General features: G+C 63.6%; 16 protein-coding genes. 7 read left to right on the top strand and 9 right to left on the bottom strand.

What is annotated here, in order from left to right; all coding sequences use genetic code 11:
* Positions 1-10 precede the first annotated feature (10 nt).
* Complete coding sequence (locus tag ACQY7X_RS20370) at positions 11-2,065, top strand: bifunctional aldolase/short-chain dehydrogenase (protein WP_428247298.1); 2,055 nt, start codon at positions 11-13, stop codon at positions 2,063-2,065.
* 152 nt (positions 2,066-2,217) lie between these two features.
* On the opposite strand, the gene ACQY7X_RS20365 is transcribed toward ACQY7X_RS20370, so the two are convergent.
* A complete protein-coding gene (locus ACQY7X_RS20365) occupies positions 2,218-2,439 on the bottom strand; it encodes a biotin/lipoyl-binding carrier protein (protein WP_428247297.1) in 222 nt (73 codons plus the stop codon).
* Positions 2,440-2,523: 84 nt separating this feature from the next.
* Between ACQY7X_RS20365 and ACQY7X_RS20360 the strand changes: the two genes are divergently transcribed.
* Positions 2,524-3,384, top strand: coding sequence for an SPOR domain-containing protein (locus tag ACQY7X_RS20360; protein WP_428247295.1), 861 nt, complete (start codon positions 2,524-2,526; stop codon positions 3,382-3,384).
* Between the two features lie 138 nt (positions 3,385-3,522).
* Here ACQY7X_RS20360 and glnA read toward each other — a convergent pair whose 3' ends face one another.
* The 3 genes from glnA to ACQY7X_RS20345 all read right to left on the bottom strand — a co-directional run bounded on the left by glnA (position 3,523) and on the right by ACQY7X_RS20345 (position 6,727).
* Entirely contained in the window at positions 3,523-4,932 is a 1,410-nt protein-coding gene (glnA, locus tag ACQY7X_RS20355; protein ID WP_428247294.1) for a type I glutamate--ammonia ligase, read from the bottom strand.
* Positions 4,933-5,013: 81 nt separating this feature from the next.
* A complete protein-coding gene (locus tag ACQY7X_RS20350; RefSeq protein ID WP_428247292.1) occupies positions 5,014-5,352 on the bottom strand; it encodes a P-II family nitrogen regulator in 339 nt (112 codons plus the stop codon).
* Between the two features lie 190 nt (positions 5,353-5,542).
* Positions 5,543-6,727: a pyridoxal phosphate-dependent aminotransferase gene (locus tag ACQY7X_RS20345; RefSeq protein WP_428247291.1), complete on the bottom strand. Its 1,185-nt coding sequence runs from the start codon at positions 6,725-6,727 to the stop codon at positions 5,543-5,545.
* A gap of 103 nt (positions 6,728-6,830) precedes the next feature.
* On the opposite strand from ACQY7X_RS20345, the gene ACQY7X_RS20340 reads away from it, so the two are divergent.
* The 5 genes from ACQY7X_RS20340 (at position 6,831) to ACQY7X_RS20320 (ending at position 11,410) form a co-directional block, all read left to right on the top strand.
* Positions 6,831-7,157 carry an NIPSNAP family protein gene (locus ACQY7X_RS20340; protein ID WP_428247289.1) on the top strand — a complete coding sequence of 109 codons (327 nt, stop codon included), beginning with the start codon at positions 6,831-6,833 and terminating at the stop codon, positions 7,155-7,157.
* Positions 7,158-7,163: 6 nt separating this feature from the next.
* Complete coding sequence (locus ACQY7X_RS20335) at positions 7,164-8,846, top strand: thiamine pyrophosphate-binding protein (protein WP_428247288.1); 1,683 nt, start codon at positions 7,164-7,166, stop codon at positions 8,844-8,846.
* 82 nt (positions 8,847-8,928) lie between these two features.
* The gene (locus ACQY7X_RS20330) at positions 8,929-10,170 is read left to right on the top strand and encodes an adenylate/guanylate cyclase domain-containing protein (protein ID WP_428247286.1); all 1,242 of its coding nucleotides are present in this window, start codon (positions 8,929-8,931) and stop codon (positions 10,168-10,170) included.
* A 70-nt stretch (positions 10,171-10,240) separates the two neighbouring features.
* The gene (locus tag ACQY7X_RS20325; protein ID WP_428247285.1) at positions 10,241-10,660 is read left to right on the top strand and encodes a hypothetical protein; all 420 of its coding nucleotides are present in this window, start codon (positions 10,241-10,243) and stop codon (positions 10,658-10,660) included.
* Between the two features lie 90 nt (positions 10,661-10,750).
* Entirely contained in the window at positions 10,751-11,410 is a 660-nt protein-coding gene (locus tag ACQY7X_RS20320) for a glutathione S-transferase family protein (RefSeq protein ID WP_428247284.1), read from the top strand.
* A gap of 74 nt (positions 11,411-11,484) precedes the next feature.
* On the opposite strand, the gene ACQY7X_RS20315 is transcribed toward ACQY7X_RS20320, so the two are convergent.
* The 5 genes from ACQY7X_RS20315 to ACQY7X_RS20295 all read right to left on the bottom strand — a co-directional run bounded on the left by ACQY7X_RS20315 (position 11,485) and on the right by ACQY7X_RS20295 (position 15,529).
* Entirely contained in the window at positions 11,485-11,688 is a 204-nt protein-coding gene (locus tag ACQY7X_RS20315; protein ID WP_428247282.1) for a cold-shock protein, read from the bottom strand.
* A gap of 230 nt (positions 11,689-11,918) precedes the next feature.
* On the bottom strand, positions 11,919-12,806 hold the full coding sequence (locus tag ACQY7X_RS20310) for a polysaccharide deacetylase family protein (RefSeq protein WP_428247281.1): 888 nt from the start codon (positions 12,804-12,806) through the stop codon (positions 11,919-11,921).
* The gene (locus ACQY7X_RS20305) at positions 12,806-13,606 is read right to left on the bottom strand and encodes an ABC transporter permease (RefSeq protein WP_428247280.1); all 801 of its coding nucleotides are present in this window, start codon (positions 13,604-13,606) and stop codon (positions 12,806-12,808) included. Before ACQY7X_RS20305 ends, ACQY7X_RS20310 begins: the two co-directional genes overlap by 1 nt.
* 13 nt (positions 13,607-13,619) lie before the next feature.
* Positions 13,620-14,444 carry an ABC transporter permease gene (locus ACQY7X_RS20300; RefSeq protein ID WP_428247278.1) on the bottom strand — a complete coding sequence of 275 codons (825 nt, stop codon included), beginning with the start codon at positions 14,442-14,444 and terminating at the stop codon, positions 13,620-13,622.
* Positions 14,444-15,529, bottom strand: a complete 1,086-nt coding sequence (locus ACQY7X_RS20295) for an ABC transporter ATP-binding protein (RefSeq protein ID WP_428247277.1) — start codon at positions 15,527-15,529, stop codon at positions 14,444-14,446. Before ACQY7X_RS20295 ends, ACQY7X_RS20300 begins: the two co-directional genes overlap by 1 nt.
* Positions 15,530-15,538: the final 9 nt, after the last annotated feature.

Genomic DNA, 15,538 nt, shown 5'->3' with positions numbered 1-15,538 from the left:
AGCTGCCCCGATGAAGAATCTCTGGTCCGACCGCGATGCCAAGGCCGCCATCAAGCATTATGCGCTGCAGGGCGTGAATGAAGATCTGGCGGTGCGCACCTATACCACGCGGCTGCTCGGCGGCGTGCCGGCCCTGGTGCAGCATGGCGGTGGCAACACCTCGGTGAAGACCAAGATGCTCGACATTCTGGGTAACCCGGTGGATGTGCTCTGCGTCAAGGGCTCGGGCTGGGACATGGCGGTGATCGAACCGCCGGGGCTGCCCGCCGTGCGGTTGAAGCCATTGCAGGGGCTGATCGACCTCAAGGTGCTGACCGATGAGGACATGGTCAACGTGCAGCGTTGCAACCTGCTGGATTCGACCTCGCCGAACCCATCGGTGGAGACGCTGTTCCATGCCTTCCTGCCGCACAAGTTCATCGATCATACCCATGCCGATGCAGTGCTGGCGCTGACCGATCAGCCCGATGGCATCGAGCAGGCGAAGAAGCTGTATGGCAAGCGCATCGTAGTGGTTGAATACGAAATGCCGGGCTTCGGTCTGGCCAAGAAGGCGGCGGAAGCCTTCCGCAAGCAGCCCGATGCCGAGGGCCTGGTGCTGGTGAAGCATGGCATCTTCACCTGGGGCGATACCGCCAAGCAGGCCTATAACCGGATGATCGAGTATGTCTCGATGGCTGAGGCACGGCTGGCCAAGGGCAAGAAGACGGTCTTTGCGCAAGCGAAGCAGCCGAAGAAGATCGCCGCGCCGGAAGAGGTGCTGCCGATCCTGCGCGGCCTGCTGGCGCTGCCGGTCAATGCCGATGACGGCCAGTATGCCCGCTGGGTGTTTGATCGCCGCCAGACGCCGGAGATTGATGCTTTCGTCAACGGCAAGGATGTGGCGCGCTACAGCCAGGCCGGCACGGTGACCCCGGACCATGTGATCCGCACCAAGCCCTGGCCGGTGGTCCTGCCGGCGCCGGAAGCTGGCAAGCTGGATGTCTTCGCCGCCGGGGCGAAGAAGGCAGTTGACGCCTATATCGCCAAGTACAAGGCGTATTTCGAGCGTAACAATGCGGTGGCGCAGCCGAAGAAGATCATGCTCGATCCGATGCCGCGCGCCCTGCTGGTGCCGGGCCTCGGTTTGATCGGCGTCGGCAAGTCGCGCAAGGAAGCCAGCATCGCCGCCGATATCGCGCAGACCGCCGTGGCGGTGATCACACGGGCTGAAGCCATCGGCAAGTTCACCTCGATTTCGGAGCGCGACATCTTCGATGTCGAATACTGGTCGCTGGAACAGGCCAAGCTGGGCAAGGGCGGTGAAAAGCCGCTGGCACGCCAGGTGGTGGTGGTCACTGGCGGGGCAGGGGCCATCGGCGCCGCCACCGCCAAGGCCTTTGCCTCGGAAGGCGCGGAAATCGCCGTGCTCGATCTCGATGGCGCCAAGGCGGCTGAAGTCGCCAAGAAGCTCGGCGGCATCGGCATTGCCTGCGATGTCACCAAGCAGGCCGATGTGCGCGCGGCCTTCGCCAAGGTGGCGGCGCATTTCGGCGGCGTCGATATCGTGGTGTCGAACGCCGGTGCGGCGTGGGGCGCGCGTATCGGCGAGGTCAGCGACGAGAGCTTGCGCAAGAGCTTCGATCTCAACTTCTTCAGCCATCAGTATGTCGCCCAGGCGGCGGTGGCGATCATGCTGAAGCAGAAGACCGGCGGCTGCCTGCTGTTCAACGCCTCGAAGCAGGCGGTGAATCCGGGTCCGGATTTCGGCCCCTATGGCCTGCCCAAGGCGGCGACTTTGTTCCTGTCGCGTCAGTATGCGCTCGATTACGGCGCTGCCGGCATCCGCTCCAGCGCGGTCAATGCCGACCGTATCCGCTCCGGCCTGCTCACCGACGACATGGTGGCCAAGCGCTCCAAGGCGCGCGGCCTGTCGGAGAAGGAATACATGTCGGGCAACCTGCTCGGCCGCGAGGTCAAGGCCGCCGATGTGGCCCAGGCCTTCGTGCAGCTCGCCATGGCGCAGAAGACCACCGGCGGTGTCGCTGTGGTCGATGGCGGCAATATCGCGGCGGCCTTGCGGTAAGGTCGGCCAAGTCAGGGCATGATAAAAATACCGTCATGCCCTGCGCAGGCAGGGCATCCACGAGTGTTTTTTTGTTTTGGCAGGTTTGAAAAGAACGCGTGGATGGTCGGCCTGCGCCGACCATGACGGTTGTGCCTAAGAGGTGCCGAGGCTCAAACCTCGAGCCGCGCCAGCGCCTGGCCTTCCTTGACGCTGTCGCCCTCGGCGACCAGCAGGGCCGAGAGCCTGCCGGCTTTCGGCGCCTCGACCGGGATTTCCATTTTCATCGATTCAAGGATCATTACCACGTCGCCGGCACCGATGCTGTCGCCCGGCTGGGTCTCGATTTTCCATACCTTGCCGGTGACTTCCGCCTTGATATCGACGCTGGGCATTGCCTTCCCCCGAACTGCTTGAATGTGGGCTTTTGAAAAGTCTTGTGGCTTGAGTGTCGGGCCTGGGGCGCATGGGATCAAGCCTTGCCGGATCAAGCCTCGCCAAAGGGCGGGGGCGATGGCATCATCGCCGCCATGAAGGATTCGCCCCGCCGCAACGCTGCTGCCCTGCTGCGCCTGCTTCCCGCCGCCCTGGCTTTGGGGCTGCTGGCCGGCTGCGATACGGCGGATGCCCCGCCCCAAGGACAGGTTCAGGGGCAGGCCCAGGGACAGGCCCAGGCCCAGGCGCAGCCGCTACATCCTTCGACCTGGACATTGACCAAGCCGCAACCCGCCACCACGCCACGGGTGGCGCAGCCCTATCCGATCCAGCCGCGCGGTTACCCGGAGCAGACCAATACCACGCCAGTCGGCTGGGTGTCGCCCGAGGAACGCGCGGCGCAGGAGAAGGCAGCCGAGGAGCGCCGCGCCGCCGAGCGCAAGGCAGCGGAAGAGAAGGCGGCTCAGGTTGCTGCCGCGCCCCCACCGCCAGCCACCACCCGGAACACACGCGGCAGCCAGCAAAGCCGACCGGCGCCTGCGGCATCCCAGCCTCAGGCTCAACGCCAAGCCGCACCTGCATCTAAAGCCGCGCCGGCCGCAGCTGCCGCGGCGGCGAAGCCGGCGGAAACCATGGCGGCCACTGCCGCCAATCCCGGCCGCTGGCATGCCCATCTCGCCTCGCATCGCAGCGAGGAAGCGGCGATCAACGACTGGCAGGCGCGGCTCAAGGCCAACCCGCAGGCCTATACCGAACTGGAGCCGGCGATCCTGTGGGTCGATCTGCCGAACCGTGGCTCCTATGCCCGCCTGGTGGCCGGCAACTACGCCAGCAAGGCCGAGGCCGATGCGGCCTGTGCCAAGCTCGGCGGCCCCGGCCGGTACTGCACGGCGGTGGCCGAGTAGTTTAAATTTATCCTCAGATTCAAATTCTTGAGACCAATTCATCAGGTGATGGATTGTCTTAGTCTGACTGCCTAAGGGCAAAGAAAAAGCCCCGCCGGTTTCCCGGCGGGGCTTCTCTATTAAGCGATCAGGCGTCGATTAGACGCTGTAGTACATCGAGAACTCGATCGGGTGCGGGGTGTGCTCGAAGGCGTAAACCTCTTCCCACTTCAGTTCCATGTAGGCATCGATGAAGTCGTCGTTGAACACGTTGCCGGCCTTGAGGAAGGCGCGGTCCTTGTCCAGGCTTTCGAGGGCTTCACGCAGGCTGCCGCAAACCTGCGGCACCTTGGCCAGTTCTTCCGGCGGCAGGTCGTACAGGTTCTTGTCCATGGCATCGCCGGGATGGATCTTGTTCTTGATGCCATCCAGGCCGGCCATCAGCATGGCGGCGTAGGCGAGGTAGGGGTTCGCGCCCGGATCGGGGAAGCGGACCTCGACGCGCTTGGCCTTCTCGCCGGCGCCGAACGGGATGCGGCAGGAAGCCGAGCGGTTGCGCGCCGAGTAGGCGAGCAGCACAGGGGCTTCGAAGCCGGGGATCAGGCGCTTGTAGCTGTTGGTCAGCGGGTTGGTGAAGGCGTTGAGAGCCTTGGCATGCTTGATGATGCCGCCGATGTAGTAGAGGGCCATTTCCGACAGACCGGCATACTTGTTGCCGGCGAACAGCGGCTTGCCGCCCTTCCACAGCGACTGGTGCACATGCATGCCCGAGCCGTTGTCGCCCTTGATCGGCTTCGGCATGAAGGTCGCGGTCTTGCCCCAGGCATGCGCCACGTTGTGGACGCAGTACTTGTAGATCTGCATGGAGTCAGCCGACTTCACCAGCGGGGCGAACTTGATGCCCAGCTCGTGCTGGCTGTTCGCCACTTCATGGTGATGCTTTTCGACGGTGACGCCCATGCCGGCGATGGTGGCCAGCATCTCGCCGCGCAGGTCGCTGCCCTGGTCGAGCGGGGCAACCGGGAAGTAGCCGCCCTTGATCGGGGCGCGGTGGCCCATGTTGCCGCCTTCATAGGACTTGCCGGAATTGTAGGCGCCTTCGATGTCGTCGAGGTAGACGAAGGTTTCGTTCATCGACACCTTGAAGCGGGCGTCATCGAACACAAAGAACTCGGCTTCCGGGCCGAAATAGGCCACGTCGGCGGTCTTGCTCGACTTGATGAAGGCTTCGGCGGCCTTGGCAATCGAGCGCGGGCAGCGGTTGTAGGTGGTGCCGTCGCCCGGGTTCAGCACGTCGCAGAACAGGACCATCATGGTCTGCGCCGAGAACGGATCGTAGGTCAGGCTGTTGAGGTCCGGCTTCAGCAGCATGTCGGACTCGTTGATGGCCTTCCAGCCAGCGATCGAAGAACCATCGAACATGGTGCCTTCGTTCAGCAGGTCCTCGTCGACCATGGCGATGTCGATGGCAAGATGCTGCCACTTGCCGCGCGGATCCGTGAACCGGAGGTCCACGAACTTCACGTCTTTGTCCTTGATCTGCTTCAGAATGGATTTCGCGTCAGCCATGGCTTTTTCCTGCTGCTCTTTCCTGATGTCAGGTTAACTGGGTTGGTGATAATGATCAGGCGGTGGCGACCCGCCCAACCGTCAGACCGCTTCCGTGCCCTTTTCACCGGTACGGATGCGTATGACCTCTTCGACGGTGGAGATGAAGATCTTGCCGTCGCCGATGCGGCCGGTGCGGGCCGCCTGGGTGATGGCCTCCACGGCCTTCTCGACCATGCCGTCATCCAGCACGACCTCGATCTTCACCTTGGGGAGAAAATCGACCACATATTCGGCGCCGCGGTAGAGTTCGGTATGGCCCTTCTGCCGGCCGAAGCCTTTCGCCTCGGTCACGGTCAGGCCTTGCAGGCCAATCTCGTGCAGGGCTTCCTTCACTTCGTCGAGCTTGAACGGCTTGATGATGGCTTCGATCTTTTTCATGGGTCTTCTGGTGTTTTCCGATAACCGTCGGCGTTGAAACGAACACCCTAACTGTATGCACGGAGTGTGCCAGCTTTAAGGGGTTGTTAACGCGCTGAAAAGCGGCACAACCCCGAGGGTGCGGTGAAGGGCATGGTGTGCAAAAGTGCGAATATTAAGCAATATGCCGCGTAAATAGGCAAATACTTGCTCAATTATTCACCTTGTGCGCCGCCAGCCAATTTCCAACCCGCTGAAGCGCCTCCGAAATAGCCGCATCGTCGGCTGCAAAGGAGAAGCGGACATAGCCTTCGCCATGGCGGCCGAAGCTGGTGCCGGCGATGGTCGCCACCCCGGCATCCTCCAGCAGCGCATCCTGCAGTTGTTTGGCGGAATAGCCGGTCTTGGTGATGTTCGGGAAGGCATAGAAGGCGCCGGCGGGCTGAATGCAGCTCACGCCCGGCAGCTTGTTCAGGCCCGCCACGGTCAGCGCGCGGCGGCGGATGAAGGCCTGGCGCATATGCTCCACGGCATCCTGCGGCCCCTGCAAGGCGGCGATGCCGCCGAACTGGGTGGGGGCGTTGACGCAGGAATGAACATTGATCGCCAGCTTGGTGGCCAGTTCCGCCAGTTTTTTGGGCCACAGGCCCCAGCCGAGGCGCCAGCCGGTCATGGCATAGGTCTTGGACCAGCCATCCAGGATGATCAGGCGGTCATGCAGATCGGTATAGGGAATGAAGCTGGCGTAGGGCTTGTCGTCATCCAGCACAAGACGGGAATAGATTTCATCCGACATGATGGCGACATGCGGGTGCTTGGCCAGGCCCTCGGCCAGCTTCTTCACTTCCGCTGCCGGGGCCACGCCGCCGGTGGGATTGGCCGGGGAGTTGACGATCAGCAGCCTGGTGCGCGGCGTGATGCGGGCCAGCAGGTCCTCGGCGCGGAAGGCGAAGCCATCCTTTTCCAGCAGCGGATAGCCGACAGCGGTGGCGCCGGTGAAGTTGACCAGGGATTCATAGATCGGGAAACCGGGGTCGGGATACATGATCTCGCCGCCCGGTTCGCCGAACATCTGGATCGCGGTGGCCATGGTCACCTTGCCGCCGGGCACGATGACGATGCGGTCGGGATCCACAGTCACGCCGCGCCGCGCCGCGATATCGGCGGCCACGGCCTCGCGCAGGGGCAGGATGCCGTTGGCCGGGGTATAGCCGTGATGGCCATCGCGCAGCGCCTTCACGGCGGCTTCCACCACATGCGGCGGCGTGGAGAAATCCGGCTGGCCGATGCCGAGGTTGATCACCGACTTGCCCTGGGCCTCCAGCGCCTTGGCCCGTGCCAGCACCTCGAAGGCACTTTCCGAGCCCAGCCGGTCCATACGCGCGGCGATCTGCATGTATTCCTCCCATTTACTGGTGCCAAAGTTTATGCCGGGTTTCCTCATGGTCGACAAGAGCGGGGCAGGAATCTAGTCTGCCGCCAACGCCTTAGGAGGAATCATGCTGCTCGACGTGCGCACCTACACCTGCCGGCCCGGCCGCCTGAAGCCGCAGCTCGATCTTTACGAGAAGATGGGGCTGGCGGCACAGAAGCGCCATCTCGGCGAACCGTTGGCGTTCCTGGTCACCGAGACCGGGCCGATCAACACCTACATGCATATCTGGGTCTATGAGGATGCCGCCGATCGCTCGAAGAAGCGGGCGGCGATGCTGGCCGATCCGGAATGGCAGGCTTTCATTGCCGCCTCCGCTGCGGAGGGCAATCTGGTGGCGCAGGAAAACAAGCTGATGACCCCGGCGCCGTTTGCGCCGGTCAAGCGGAGCTGACTTGTCATGAGCAAGCGTACCGGCGGCCAGATTCTGGTCGAGCAACTGCGCATCCAGGGCGTCGAGATGGCCTTCGGCGTGCCAGGTGAAAGCTACCTCGCGGTGCTGGATGCCATGCATGACCATGCCAATGCCATGCGCTATGTGATCTGCCGCCAGGAAGGCGGCGCGGCGATGATGGCCGATGCCTATGCCAAGCTCACCGGCAAGGTTGGCGTCTGCATGGTGACGCGCGGTCCCGGTGCCACCAACGCATCCGCGGGCGTGCATGTCGCTTTCCAGGATTCGACACCGATGCTGCTGCTGATCGGCCAGGTCGGGCGCGACATGATCGAGCGCGAGGCGTTCCAGGAAATCGACTATCGCCGCATGTTCGGCCAGATGGCGAAATGGGTGGCGCAGATCGACGATGCGTCGCGCATCCCGGAATATATCAGCCGTGCCTTCTCGGTAGCGCAGTCCGGCCGCCGCGGGCCGGTGGTGCTGGCCTTGCCGGAAGACATGCTGACCGAAGTAGCCGAGGCGCTGGATGCGCCGCCGGTGAGCGTGCCGGAAGCGCATCCCGGCCCGGAGGACATGCAGCGCTTCAAGGCGATGCTGGAACAGGCCGAGCGGCCCTTGCTGATCGTTGGTGGCGGCGGCTGGAGCGAGGCTCTGCGGCTTGAGACCCAGGCTTTCGCCGAGGCAGCCAACCTGCCGGTGGCGCCGGTTTTCCGCCGCCAGGATTATATCGACAATGACTGGCCGAACTATGTCGGCGAGATCGGCATCGGCCCCAATCCCAAGCTGGCCGAGCGGGTGAAGAATTCGGACCTGCTGATCGTGCTCGGTGCGCGGCTGGGCGAGATGACCACGGCTGGCTACACGATGTTTGGCATTCCGCGTCCGAACCAGCCGATGGTGCATATCCATGCCGGTGCGGAAGAACTCAACCGTGTCTATCAGGCCGACCTGGCGATCCAGGCTTCCTCGCGCGCCTTCATCGCCGCCGCGCGCAAGCTCGGCCCCATTGATGGCAGTCGCTGGGCGGCGCAGGTGAAGCAGGCGCGTGCCGAATACGAAGCCTGGCAGCAGCCGACGCAGTCGCCTGGCCCGGTGCAGATGTCTGAGATCGTGCGCTGGCTCGCCGCCAACACGCCGGCCGATACAGTGGTGACCAATGGCGCCGGCAACTACGCCACCTGGGTGCACCGCTTCCATCGCTATCGCCGCCATGGCGGGCAGCTGGCGCCGACTTCAGGTTCGATGGGCTATGGCCTGCCGGCGGCCGTGGCGGCCAAGCTGGCACAGCCGGAGCGTACCGTAGTCGCGTTTGCTGGCGATGGCTGCATCCAGATGACCATCCAGGAATTTGCCACCGCGCGGCAATTCGGCGCCAACATCATCGTCGTGGTGATGAATAATGGCATGTATGGCACCATCCGCATGCATCAGGAGCGCGAATACCCGACACGGGTCAGCGGCACCGAATTGTTCAACCCGGATTTCGCCGCCATCGCTCGCGCCTATGGCGGCCATGGCGAGACCGTCGAACGCACCGAGGATTTCGGCCCTGCCTTCCAGCGGGCGCAGCAATCGGGCAAGCCGGCGATCATCGAGGTGCGGGTGGACCCGGAGGCATTGACGCCGCGTGCATCGCTCACCCAGATCCGCGAAACCGCGATCAAGGCGCATCACAGCCAGCGCTAGGGAAGCATTCACCACGCGATGGTGATCACGTTTCGGGCGGGAGGCGCAGGCTTTCCCGCCCGTTTTCGTGTAAGCTGACATCATGGTTGCACTCGAAACTCCCGCCAACGATCCAGGGTCGCTGGAAACCTGGCTGATGAAAGCCGGCTTGCGTGGCGAAGCCGTGGACGACCTGCTGGCCGGTTTCTGCCGCCGGCTGGAAGCCGAGGGCTTCGCGCTGACCCGTGTGCATGTGTCGCTGGCGGCCCTGCACCCGCTTATTCGCGCACGCTCCTTCACCTGGCAGCGCGACCAGGCGGAAATCGGCAACGAGGAGATGCCGCACCGCGCGCCGCAGGATGAGACCCAGGCGTGGCGTGAGAGTCCGTTCCGCTACATGCTGAGCAACGATGTGCGGCAACTGCATCGCCGCCTTGTCGGGCTGCAGGCACAGCTCGATTTCCCGGTGCTGCATGAATTCGCCGCGCAGGGCGCCACCGACTGGCTGGCCTATGCCTTTGGCTTCGGCTGGTCGCTGGAGCATCTGCCGATGACACCACGCATGGCCGAGATCGGCATGATCTGCTCGATCACCACCGACCGTCCAAGCGGTTTTCATGAGGCAGAGAAGGCGAGGCTTGCCTCGTTGCTGCCGCTGCTGGCGCTGGCGATCAAGGCGACGGTACAAATGGCTACCACGCGTGACGTGATGGCGGCCTATCTTGGCAACGACGCGGCGCGTCATGTGTTGTCCGGCGATATCCGACGGGGCATGGCACATCGTATCGAGGCCGCGATTCTCTATGCTGATCTGCGTGGCTTCACGGCCCTGGCCGACCGGCTGGCTGTCGAGCCGCTGGTGGAAACGCTGAACGCCTATTTTGATTGCCTGGGGCCGGCTATCGCGGCAGAAGGTGGCCAGGTACTGAAATTCCTCGGCGATGGCCTGCTGGCCAGCTTCCAGCCGGAAGAGGCGGCGCCGCTTGATCCTGCCCAGCTCTGCCAGGCGGCTTTGCGTGCGGCCAAGGCGGGGCTGGCGGCGGTAGAGCAACTAAATAGCGGGCGTGCTGCACAGGGATTGGATTGCCTGCAGCTCGATATCGCGCTGCATCTCGGCGACCTGATGTATGGCAATGTCGGCACCGCCGACCGGCTGGACTTCACCCTGATCGGGGCGGCGGTGAACGAGGCCGCGCGGATCGAGAATTTTTGCGGCACGCTCAACCGGAATTTGCTGGCTTCCGGCAGTTTTGCCGCTGCTGCCGGGCAGGGGGGAGGTATGGTCTCGCTCGGCCATCATGCCTTGCGGGGTGTCTCCGAGCCACGCGAGATTTTCGGCTGCTGATATTCGCGCGATATTGACATCCTGGCACGATTTGCGCGAGTTTCTTTCGACGCGCAATTCGCCAGAGCCGATGATCACTTACACCATCCTGCTGCCCGCTGAAACTTCCGCCAGTGCCGAGGCCCTGGCCGTGGCACAGGAAGTGCTGGAAGCAGCCGGCCGCCGCCATGGTTTCGGCTTCCGCTGGCGCCGCCTTGGCCGCGCCAAGGCACAGGATGCAGGCGCCTGGCGCGGCGATGCCGTGCTTGCCACATCGCCGCTGCCACGCGGCCATGATAGTTCGGTGCCGGTATTCATGCCGATGGCCGACGAGGCCGGTCATGACCTGGGGCTGCTGAATGCCGGCGCGCGCATGCTGGCCTGTCTGGGCCAGGAGCGGGCGGCGCAAGACGTGGCCAAGGCGATGACCCGGGTGCTGGCCGATGGCCGCCGCAATCCGAAGCCGGTGCGGCCCTATCAGGTCGGCGCCGCTATCCTGCTGACGATCTAGCAATCCCCTCACTGCTTGCAAGGCCGAAGCCGCGAAGCATAGGCTGCCGCTCTTTGCGAAAATCACCCGCCAGCATGAGGAGCTTCCGCGATGGCGCTCGCGCTCTATGGCCATCCATTCTCTTCCTACACCCAGAAGGCGTTGATCGCTCTCTATGAGAACGCTACGCCATTCGAATTCCGCTGCATCGGGCCGGATACGCCGCAGCATATTGCCGATTGGCTGAGGCGCTGGCCGATCCGCAAGTTTCCGCTGCTGCTGGATGGTGAGCATGAAGTGGCCGAGACCAGCATTATCATCGAGTACTTGCAGCAGGCTTATCCTGGGCCGGTGCGGCTGCTGCCGGATGATTCGGCGGCGGCATTGGCAGTGCGCTTTCTCGACCGCTGCTTCGATCTGCATGTGATGAGCGTGGTACAGCATGCCGTGGATGCGGCCCTGACCGGTGATCCGGTAAAGCGCCAGGATGGGCTGGCAGTGGCGGTGGAGAAACTGGAGCGCAGCTATGGCTGGCTCGAAGGCCAGCTTGCGGGCCGAAACTGGGCAGCTGGAGAGGCTTTCACGCTGGCGGATTGCGCCGCTGCGCCCGCGCTTTTCTATGCTGACTGGACGCATCGGATCTCCGATGCCTATCCGGTGCTGCGCGCCTACCGCGCCCGGCTGCTGGCCCGTCCATCTTTTGCCCGTGCGGTGGATGAGGCGAGGCCATATCGGCCACTATTTCCGCTCGGCGCGCCTGACCGCGACTGATCTTGAGACAGGTGAAACAAAAAACGGCGGCATCTTCCGATGCCGCCGCTCTGATTCTTCGAAGTCCTGACCGTTCAGGCCGGCTTGATATTCACCGCGGCGGTCTTGCCGCGCTGGGTCGCGAGTTCATAGCTCACCTTCTGGCCTTCGTTCAGTGTGGTGAGGCCCGCCTTCTCCAGCGCAGTGATGTGCACGAACACGTCGCTGCCGCCATCGGCCGGTTGGATGAAGCCGAAGCCCTTCGTGTTGTTGAACCACTTAACGGTACCGTTCGCCATAGGAGACTCCTCTGCGGCAATTGAAGTAGCAATCGTCGGCTCAGCGAAGCCAGACGACGACAACCGGAATTTTGAAAGCTCCCACGGGTAGCTTAGATGCCCTGCCCATATGGATGGCGGTGCGGGGATAACTGCCTGGTTGCCCAGGCCCAAAGATCGATTGTGCGGATGATATCAGGGCAGCGCCTAAGCAAAGTCAAGCTGCGCCCGTTGCAGTTGATCTGTGCGGTTTATGCTTGCTGCGACAGCCAGTGGCGCGCGATCTGCTCGCGTGTTGCGATCCAGGCAACGCCTGATTGCGTGATGTGGCGCAGGATACGATCCAGTGCGCCGATGCGGCCAGGACGGCCGATCATGCGTAGATGCAGTCCGATGGAGAGCATGCGCGGAGCACTGGAACCTTCCTGCGCCAGCCAGTCGAAAGCATCGCAGACATAGGTGGCAAAATCGGCGCCAAGGGCGAAGCGTTGCGTATTCTGAAACTGCATGTCGTTGGTGTCGAAGGCATAGGGCAATACCAGATGCCGCCGGCCCGCAACGGTCACGAAATATGGCAGGTCGTCGTTGTAGGCATCGCTGTCATAGAGAAAATTGCCGGCTTCCAGCAGCAGCCGGCGCGTATTCGGCGATGAAGCCGAACGGGTATGCCAGCCGCGCGGCTTCTGGCCGGTGGCGGATTCGATGGCGGCCACGGTGCGGCGGATGCGTTCGCGTTCTTCCGTTTCGGATAGATCGGCATGGCTTTCCCAGCGCCAGCCATGGGCGGAAACCTCATGGCCGCGCTGCACCGCATCCTGAGCCAGTTGTGGCGAACGCTCCACGGCATAACCGCAGGCACTTACCGTTGCCTTGGCCTGATAGCGGTCGAACAGATCCATGATGCGCCACCAGGCGGCGCGGGTGCCGTATTCAAAATGACTTTCGATACAGGGGTCGCGACCCTTGAGGCCATGAATCACTTCATAGATCGCTTCGTTATGGTCATCGCCGCCGGAAACAGTGAATTCCGATCCTTCCTCGAAATTCACCACGAACGACACCGCCACGGCCTTGTTCCCGGGCCAGCGCAGAGCGGGCGGTTTGCCGCCATAGCCGATCAGGTCACGCGTCACGGGCATCAATCTCCGGTTCCAGCCATGCGGTTCAGCCCCACCAGGCGATCGCCAAGCAGCAACAGCAGAAAAGTGGCGGCAAGGATCAGCGAGGATAGTGCGGCCAGCGTCGGGTCCGGCGCTTCCTCGATATATTGCAGCATCTTGATCGGCAGTGTCTTGGTGCGCGCGTCGGTGAGGAAAATCGAGATCGGGTAATTGTCGAAAGAAGCCAGGAAAGCGAAGAACCCGGCGGTGAAGAAGGAGGGCGCCAGTGCCGGCACCATCACCTTCACTACCGCCTGCGGGAAATTGCAGCCCAGGCAGCGTGCGGCATCGATCAGGGTGAAGTCGAAGCGTGACAGGCCGGCCAGCATGGTGCGGGCGACAAACGGCAGCGTGATGATCAGATGTGCCAGCAGCAGAGCCGGATGGGCGGCGGTAAGCCCCGCGCCACGGAAGAATTGCAGCAATGCAATGCCGATCACCAGGCCGGGCAGCATCAGCGGTGAGACCAGCAGGGCCGCAACGATATCGGCACCCGGCAGCTTGCCGCGCTGGATGCCGATAGCCGCCAGCGTGCCGAGCAGCAGGGCAGCCGTGGTGGAGATGAAGGCGACTTCCAGGGTTAGGTAAAGCGCCGGCCAGAAGCCATCCAGCCGCGCGATGCGCTCATACCAGCGGGTGGAGAGCGCGCCGCTTGGCAGGTCAAAGACTGGCGTGGGCGAGAAACTGGTGGCGACGATCACCAGCAGCGGTGCCAGCAGGAACAAGGCGGCGAGCAAGGCCATGAGGATGGCGAAAGCGGTGGCAAGGCGTTGCGTCATGCTCTGCTCCCCTCTAGCCGCGCGGCTTGCCGAGCTTGCTGCTCAGGATCACCACCGCCAGGGCGATGGCCAGCAGCACGGCACCAGCGGCGGCGCCGAAAGCCGGCTCGCGGGTAAGCAGGAAGGATTTGGCGATCAGGGTCGGCAGCGTCTGGTATCGCTCGCCCATCAGCAGGGTCGGCACCACATAGGCCGAAACCGAGAGTGAAAAGACCAAGGCCGTGCCGGCGATGATGCCGGGCAGGCTCAAGGGCAGGGTGACGCGCAGGAAGCAGAGCAGAGGCGGCGCACCGAGTGTGGCGGCAGCTTCCGAGAGCCGCTTGTCGATCTGCGCCACCACGGCATAGACCGACAGGATCATGAAGGGCAGGAAGATGTTCACCGCGCCGACGATCAGTGCCGTCTGGGTGAAGATCAGGCGCACCGGCTCGTCAATGATGTGCAATGCCATCAGCGTCTTGTTCACCACGCCGGTGGAGCGCAGCAGCACCGTCCAGGCGAATGACTTGACGATCACGCCGATGGAAAGCGGCAGGAACAGGCTGAGCAGCAGCGCACTGCGCAGGCGGCCCTTGATATAGGTGAGGCCGAAAGCGGCCGGGTAGCCGATCAGCAGCGCGAAGATGGTCGTCAGTGCGGCGAATTTCAGTGAATTGCCGATGATGCCGAGATAGTAGCTATCGCCGAACAGCTTGCCATAGGCCGCGAGACTCAAACCCTGGGGACTGGTCAGACTGATTGGCAGCAGCAGGGCCAGCGGCAGCAGGAACAGGCCGCAGAGCGGCACCAGGGCCGGCAGCAGCAGGGCTGCCCAGGGGCGCTGCTCGCGGCTCAGCATCACGCCGCCTCCGCCGCCGGATAGACGAAGGTCTGCGCCACTGGCCAATGCAGGCTGATGTCGCTGTCCTCGGCGGGCAGGGCATGGCCGCCGGAAAGCTGTGCCACCACGCGCTCGCCATCTTCAGCGGCGAGGTGCAGCATGCTATGGGCGCCATGGAAGATCGCCGCCGTCATGCGGCCGGAAATGGTGTTCACTTCCGTCGATGGAGCGTCGCCAAGCCCGATGCATTCCGGCCGTACCGCCACCACCACCGGGGAGCCCGGCGCGAAATTCGCCGCCGCGCGCAGCCGGCCGAGCGCGGTCTTGATCTCCACCATGCCGTGGCCCGGAGAGCCCAGCACTTCGCCGCGCAATTGCGTCGACTGGCCGATGAAGCTCATGGCAAACAGGCTGGCCGGTGCGGCATAGAGCGTTTTCGGATCGGTATATTGCTCGATGCGGCCGCGATACATCACGGCGATACGGTCAGACATGGTCAGGGCTTCGTCCTGGTCATGGGTGACGAAGATCGCAGTGGTGCCGATGCGGCGCAGCAGATGGCGCAGTTCCACCTGCATTTCCTCGCGCAGATTCCGGTCCAATGCGCTCAAGGCTTCGTCGAACAGGATCACGCTTGGCTGCACCGCCAGGGCGCGGGCCAGGGCGACGCGCTGCTGCTGGCCGCCGGAAAGCGCCGAGATCGGCCGCTCGGCGAGATGGCCGAGATGCACCAGTTCGAGATAAAGCGCCACGGTGGCCCCGATGGCCTTGGCATCCATGCCTTTCAGCCGCAAGCCGAACGCGATGTTGCCGGCGACCGAGAGATGTGGAAACAGTGCGTAGTTCTGGAACACCACGCCGACCTGCCGCTTATGCGGCGGCAGGCTGGTCACATCGCGGCCATCGATCTTGATGCTGCCGCTATCGGGTGTCACCAGGCCGGCGATGGCACGCAGCAGTGTGGTTTTGCCGCAGCCCGAAGGCCCGAGCAGCGTTACCAGTTCACCTGCTGCCACTTCCAGGTCGACGCGGTCGAGCACCGTCGTCGGCCCGTATTGCTTGCTCACGCCCCTGATCGAAAGATCGGCCGCCTGGCTGCTCATGGCCGTGGC

The organism is Ferrovibrio sp., assembly GCF_965278975.1.
In the GTDB taxonomy this organism is placed as follows: domain Bacteria; phylum Pseudomonadota; class Alphaproteobacteria; order Ferrovibrionales; family Ferrovibrionaceae; genus Ferrovibrio.
Note: the sequence above shows the minus strand (reverse complement) of the source record. Positions and strands in the feature narration are given on the sequence as shown.

Excerpts from the sequence above, each read along its gene's own strand:
- ACQY7X_RS20370 (WP_428247298.1), top strand. The coding sequence starts at position 11 with ATGAAGAATCTCTGGTCCGACCGCGATGCCAAGGCCGCCATCAAGCAT.
- ACQY7X_RS20365 (WP_428247297.1), bottom strand. The coding sequence starts at position 2,439 with ATGCCCAGCGTCGATATCAAGGCGGAAGTCACCGGCAAGGTATGGAAA.
- glnA (WP_428247294.1), bottom strand. The coding sequence starts at position 4,932 with ATGGCTGACGCGAAATCCATTCTGAAGCAGATCAAGGACAAAGACGTG.
- ACQY7X_RS20350 (WP_428247292.1), bottom strand. The coding sequence starts at position 5,352 with ATGAAAAAGATCGAAGCCATCATCAAGCCGTTCAAGCTCGACGAAGTG.
- ACQY7X_RS20345 (WP_428247291.1), bottom strand. The coding sequence starts at position 6,727 with ATGCAGATCGCCGCGCGTATGGACCGGCTGGGCTCGGAAAGTGCCTTC.
- ACQY7X_RS20340 (WP_428247289.1), top strand. The coding sequence starts at position 6,831 with ATGCTGCTCGACGTGCGCACCTACACCTGCCGGCCCGGCCGCCTGAAG.
- ACQY7X_RS20335 (WP_428247288.1), top strand. The coding sequence starts at position 7,164 with ATGAGCAAGCGTACCGGCGGCCAGATTCTGGTCGAGCAACTGCGCATC.
- ACQY7X_RS20330 (WP_428247286.1), top strand. The coding sequence starts at position 8,929 with ATGGTTGCACTCGAAACTCCCGCCAACGATCCAGGGTCGCTGGAAACC.
- ACQY7X_RS20325 (WP_428247285.1), top strand. The coding sequence starts at position 10,241 with ATGATCACTTACACCATCCTGCTGCCCGCTGAAACTTCCGCCAGTGCC.
- ACQY7X_RS20320 (WP_428247284.1), top strand. The coding sequence starts at position 10,751 with ATGGCGCTCGCGCTCTATGGCCATCCATTCTCTTCCTACACCCAGAAG.
- ACQY7X_RS20315 (WP_428247282.1), bottom strand. The coding sequence starts at position 11,688 with ATGGCGAACGGTACCGTTAAGTGGTTCAACAACACGAAGGGCTTCGGC.
- ACQY7X_RS20310 (WP_428247281.1), bottom strand. The coding sequence starts at position 12,806 with ATGCCCGTGACGCGTGACCTGATCGGCTATGGCGGCAAACCGCCCGCT.
- ACQY7X_RS20305 (WP_428247280.1), bottom strand. The coding sequence starts at position 13,606 with ATGACGCAACGCCTTGCCACCGCTTTCGCCATCCTCATGGCCTTGCTC.
- ACQY7X_RS20300 (WP_428247278.1), bottom strand. The coding sequence starts at position 14,444 with ATGCTGAGCCGCGAGCAGCGCCCCTGGGCAGCCCTGCTGCTGCCGGCC.
- ACQY7X_RS20295 (WP_428247277.1), bottom strand. The coding sequence starts at position 15,529 with ATGAGCAGCCAGGCGGCCGATCTTTCGATCAGGGGCGTGAGCAAGCAA.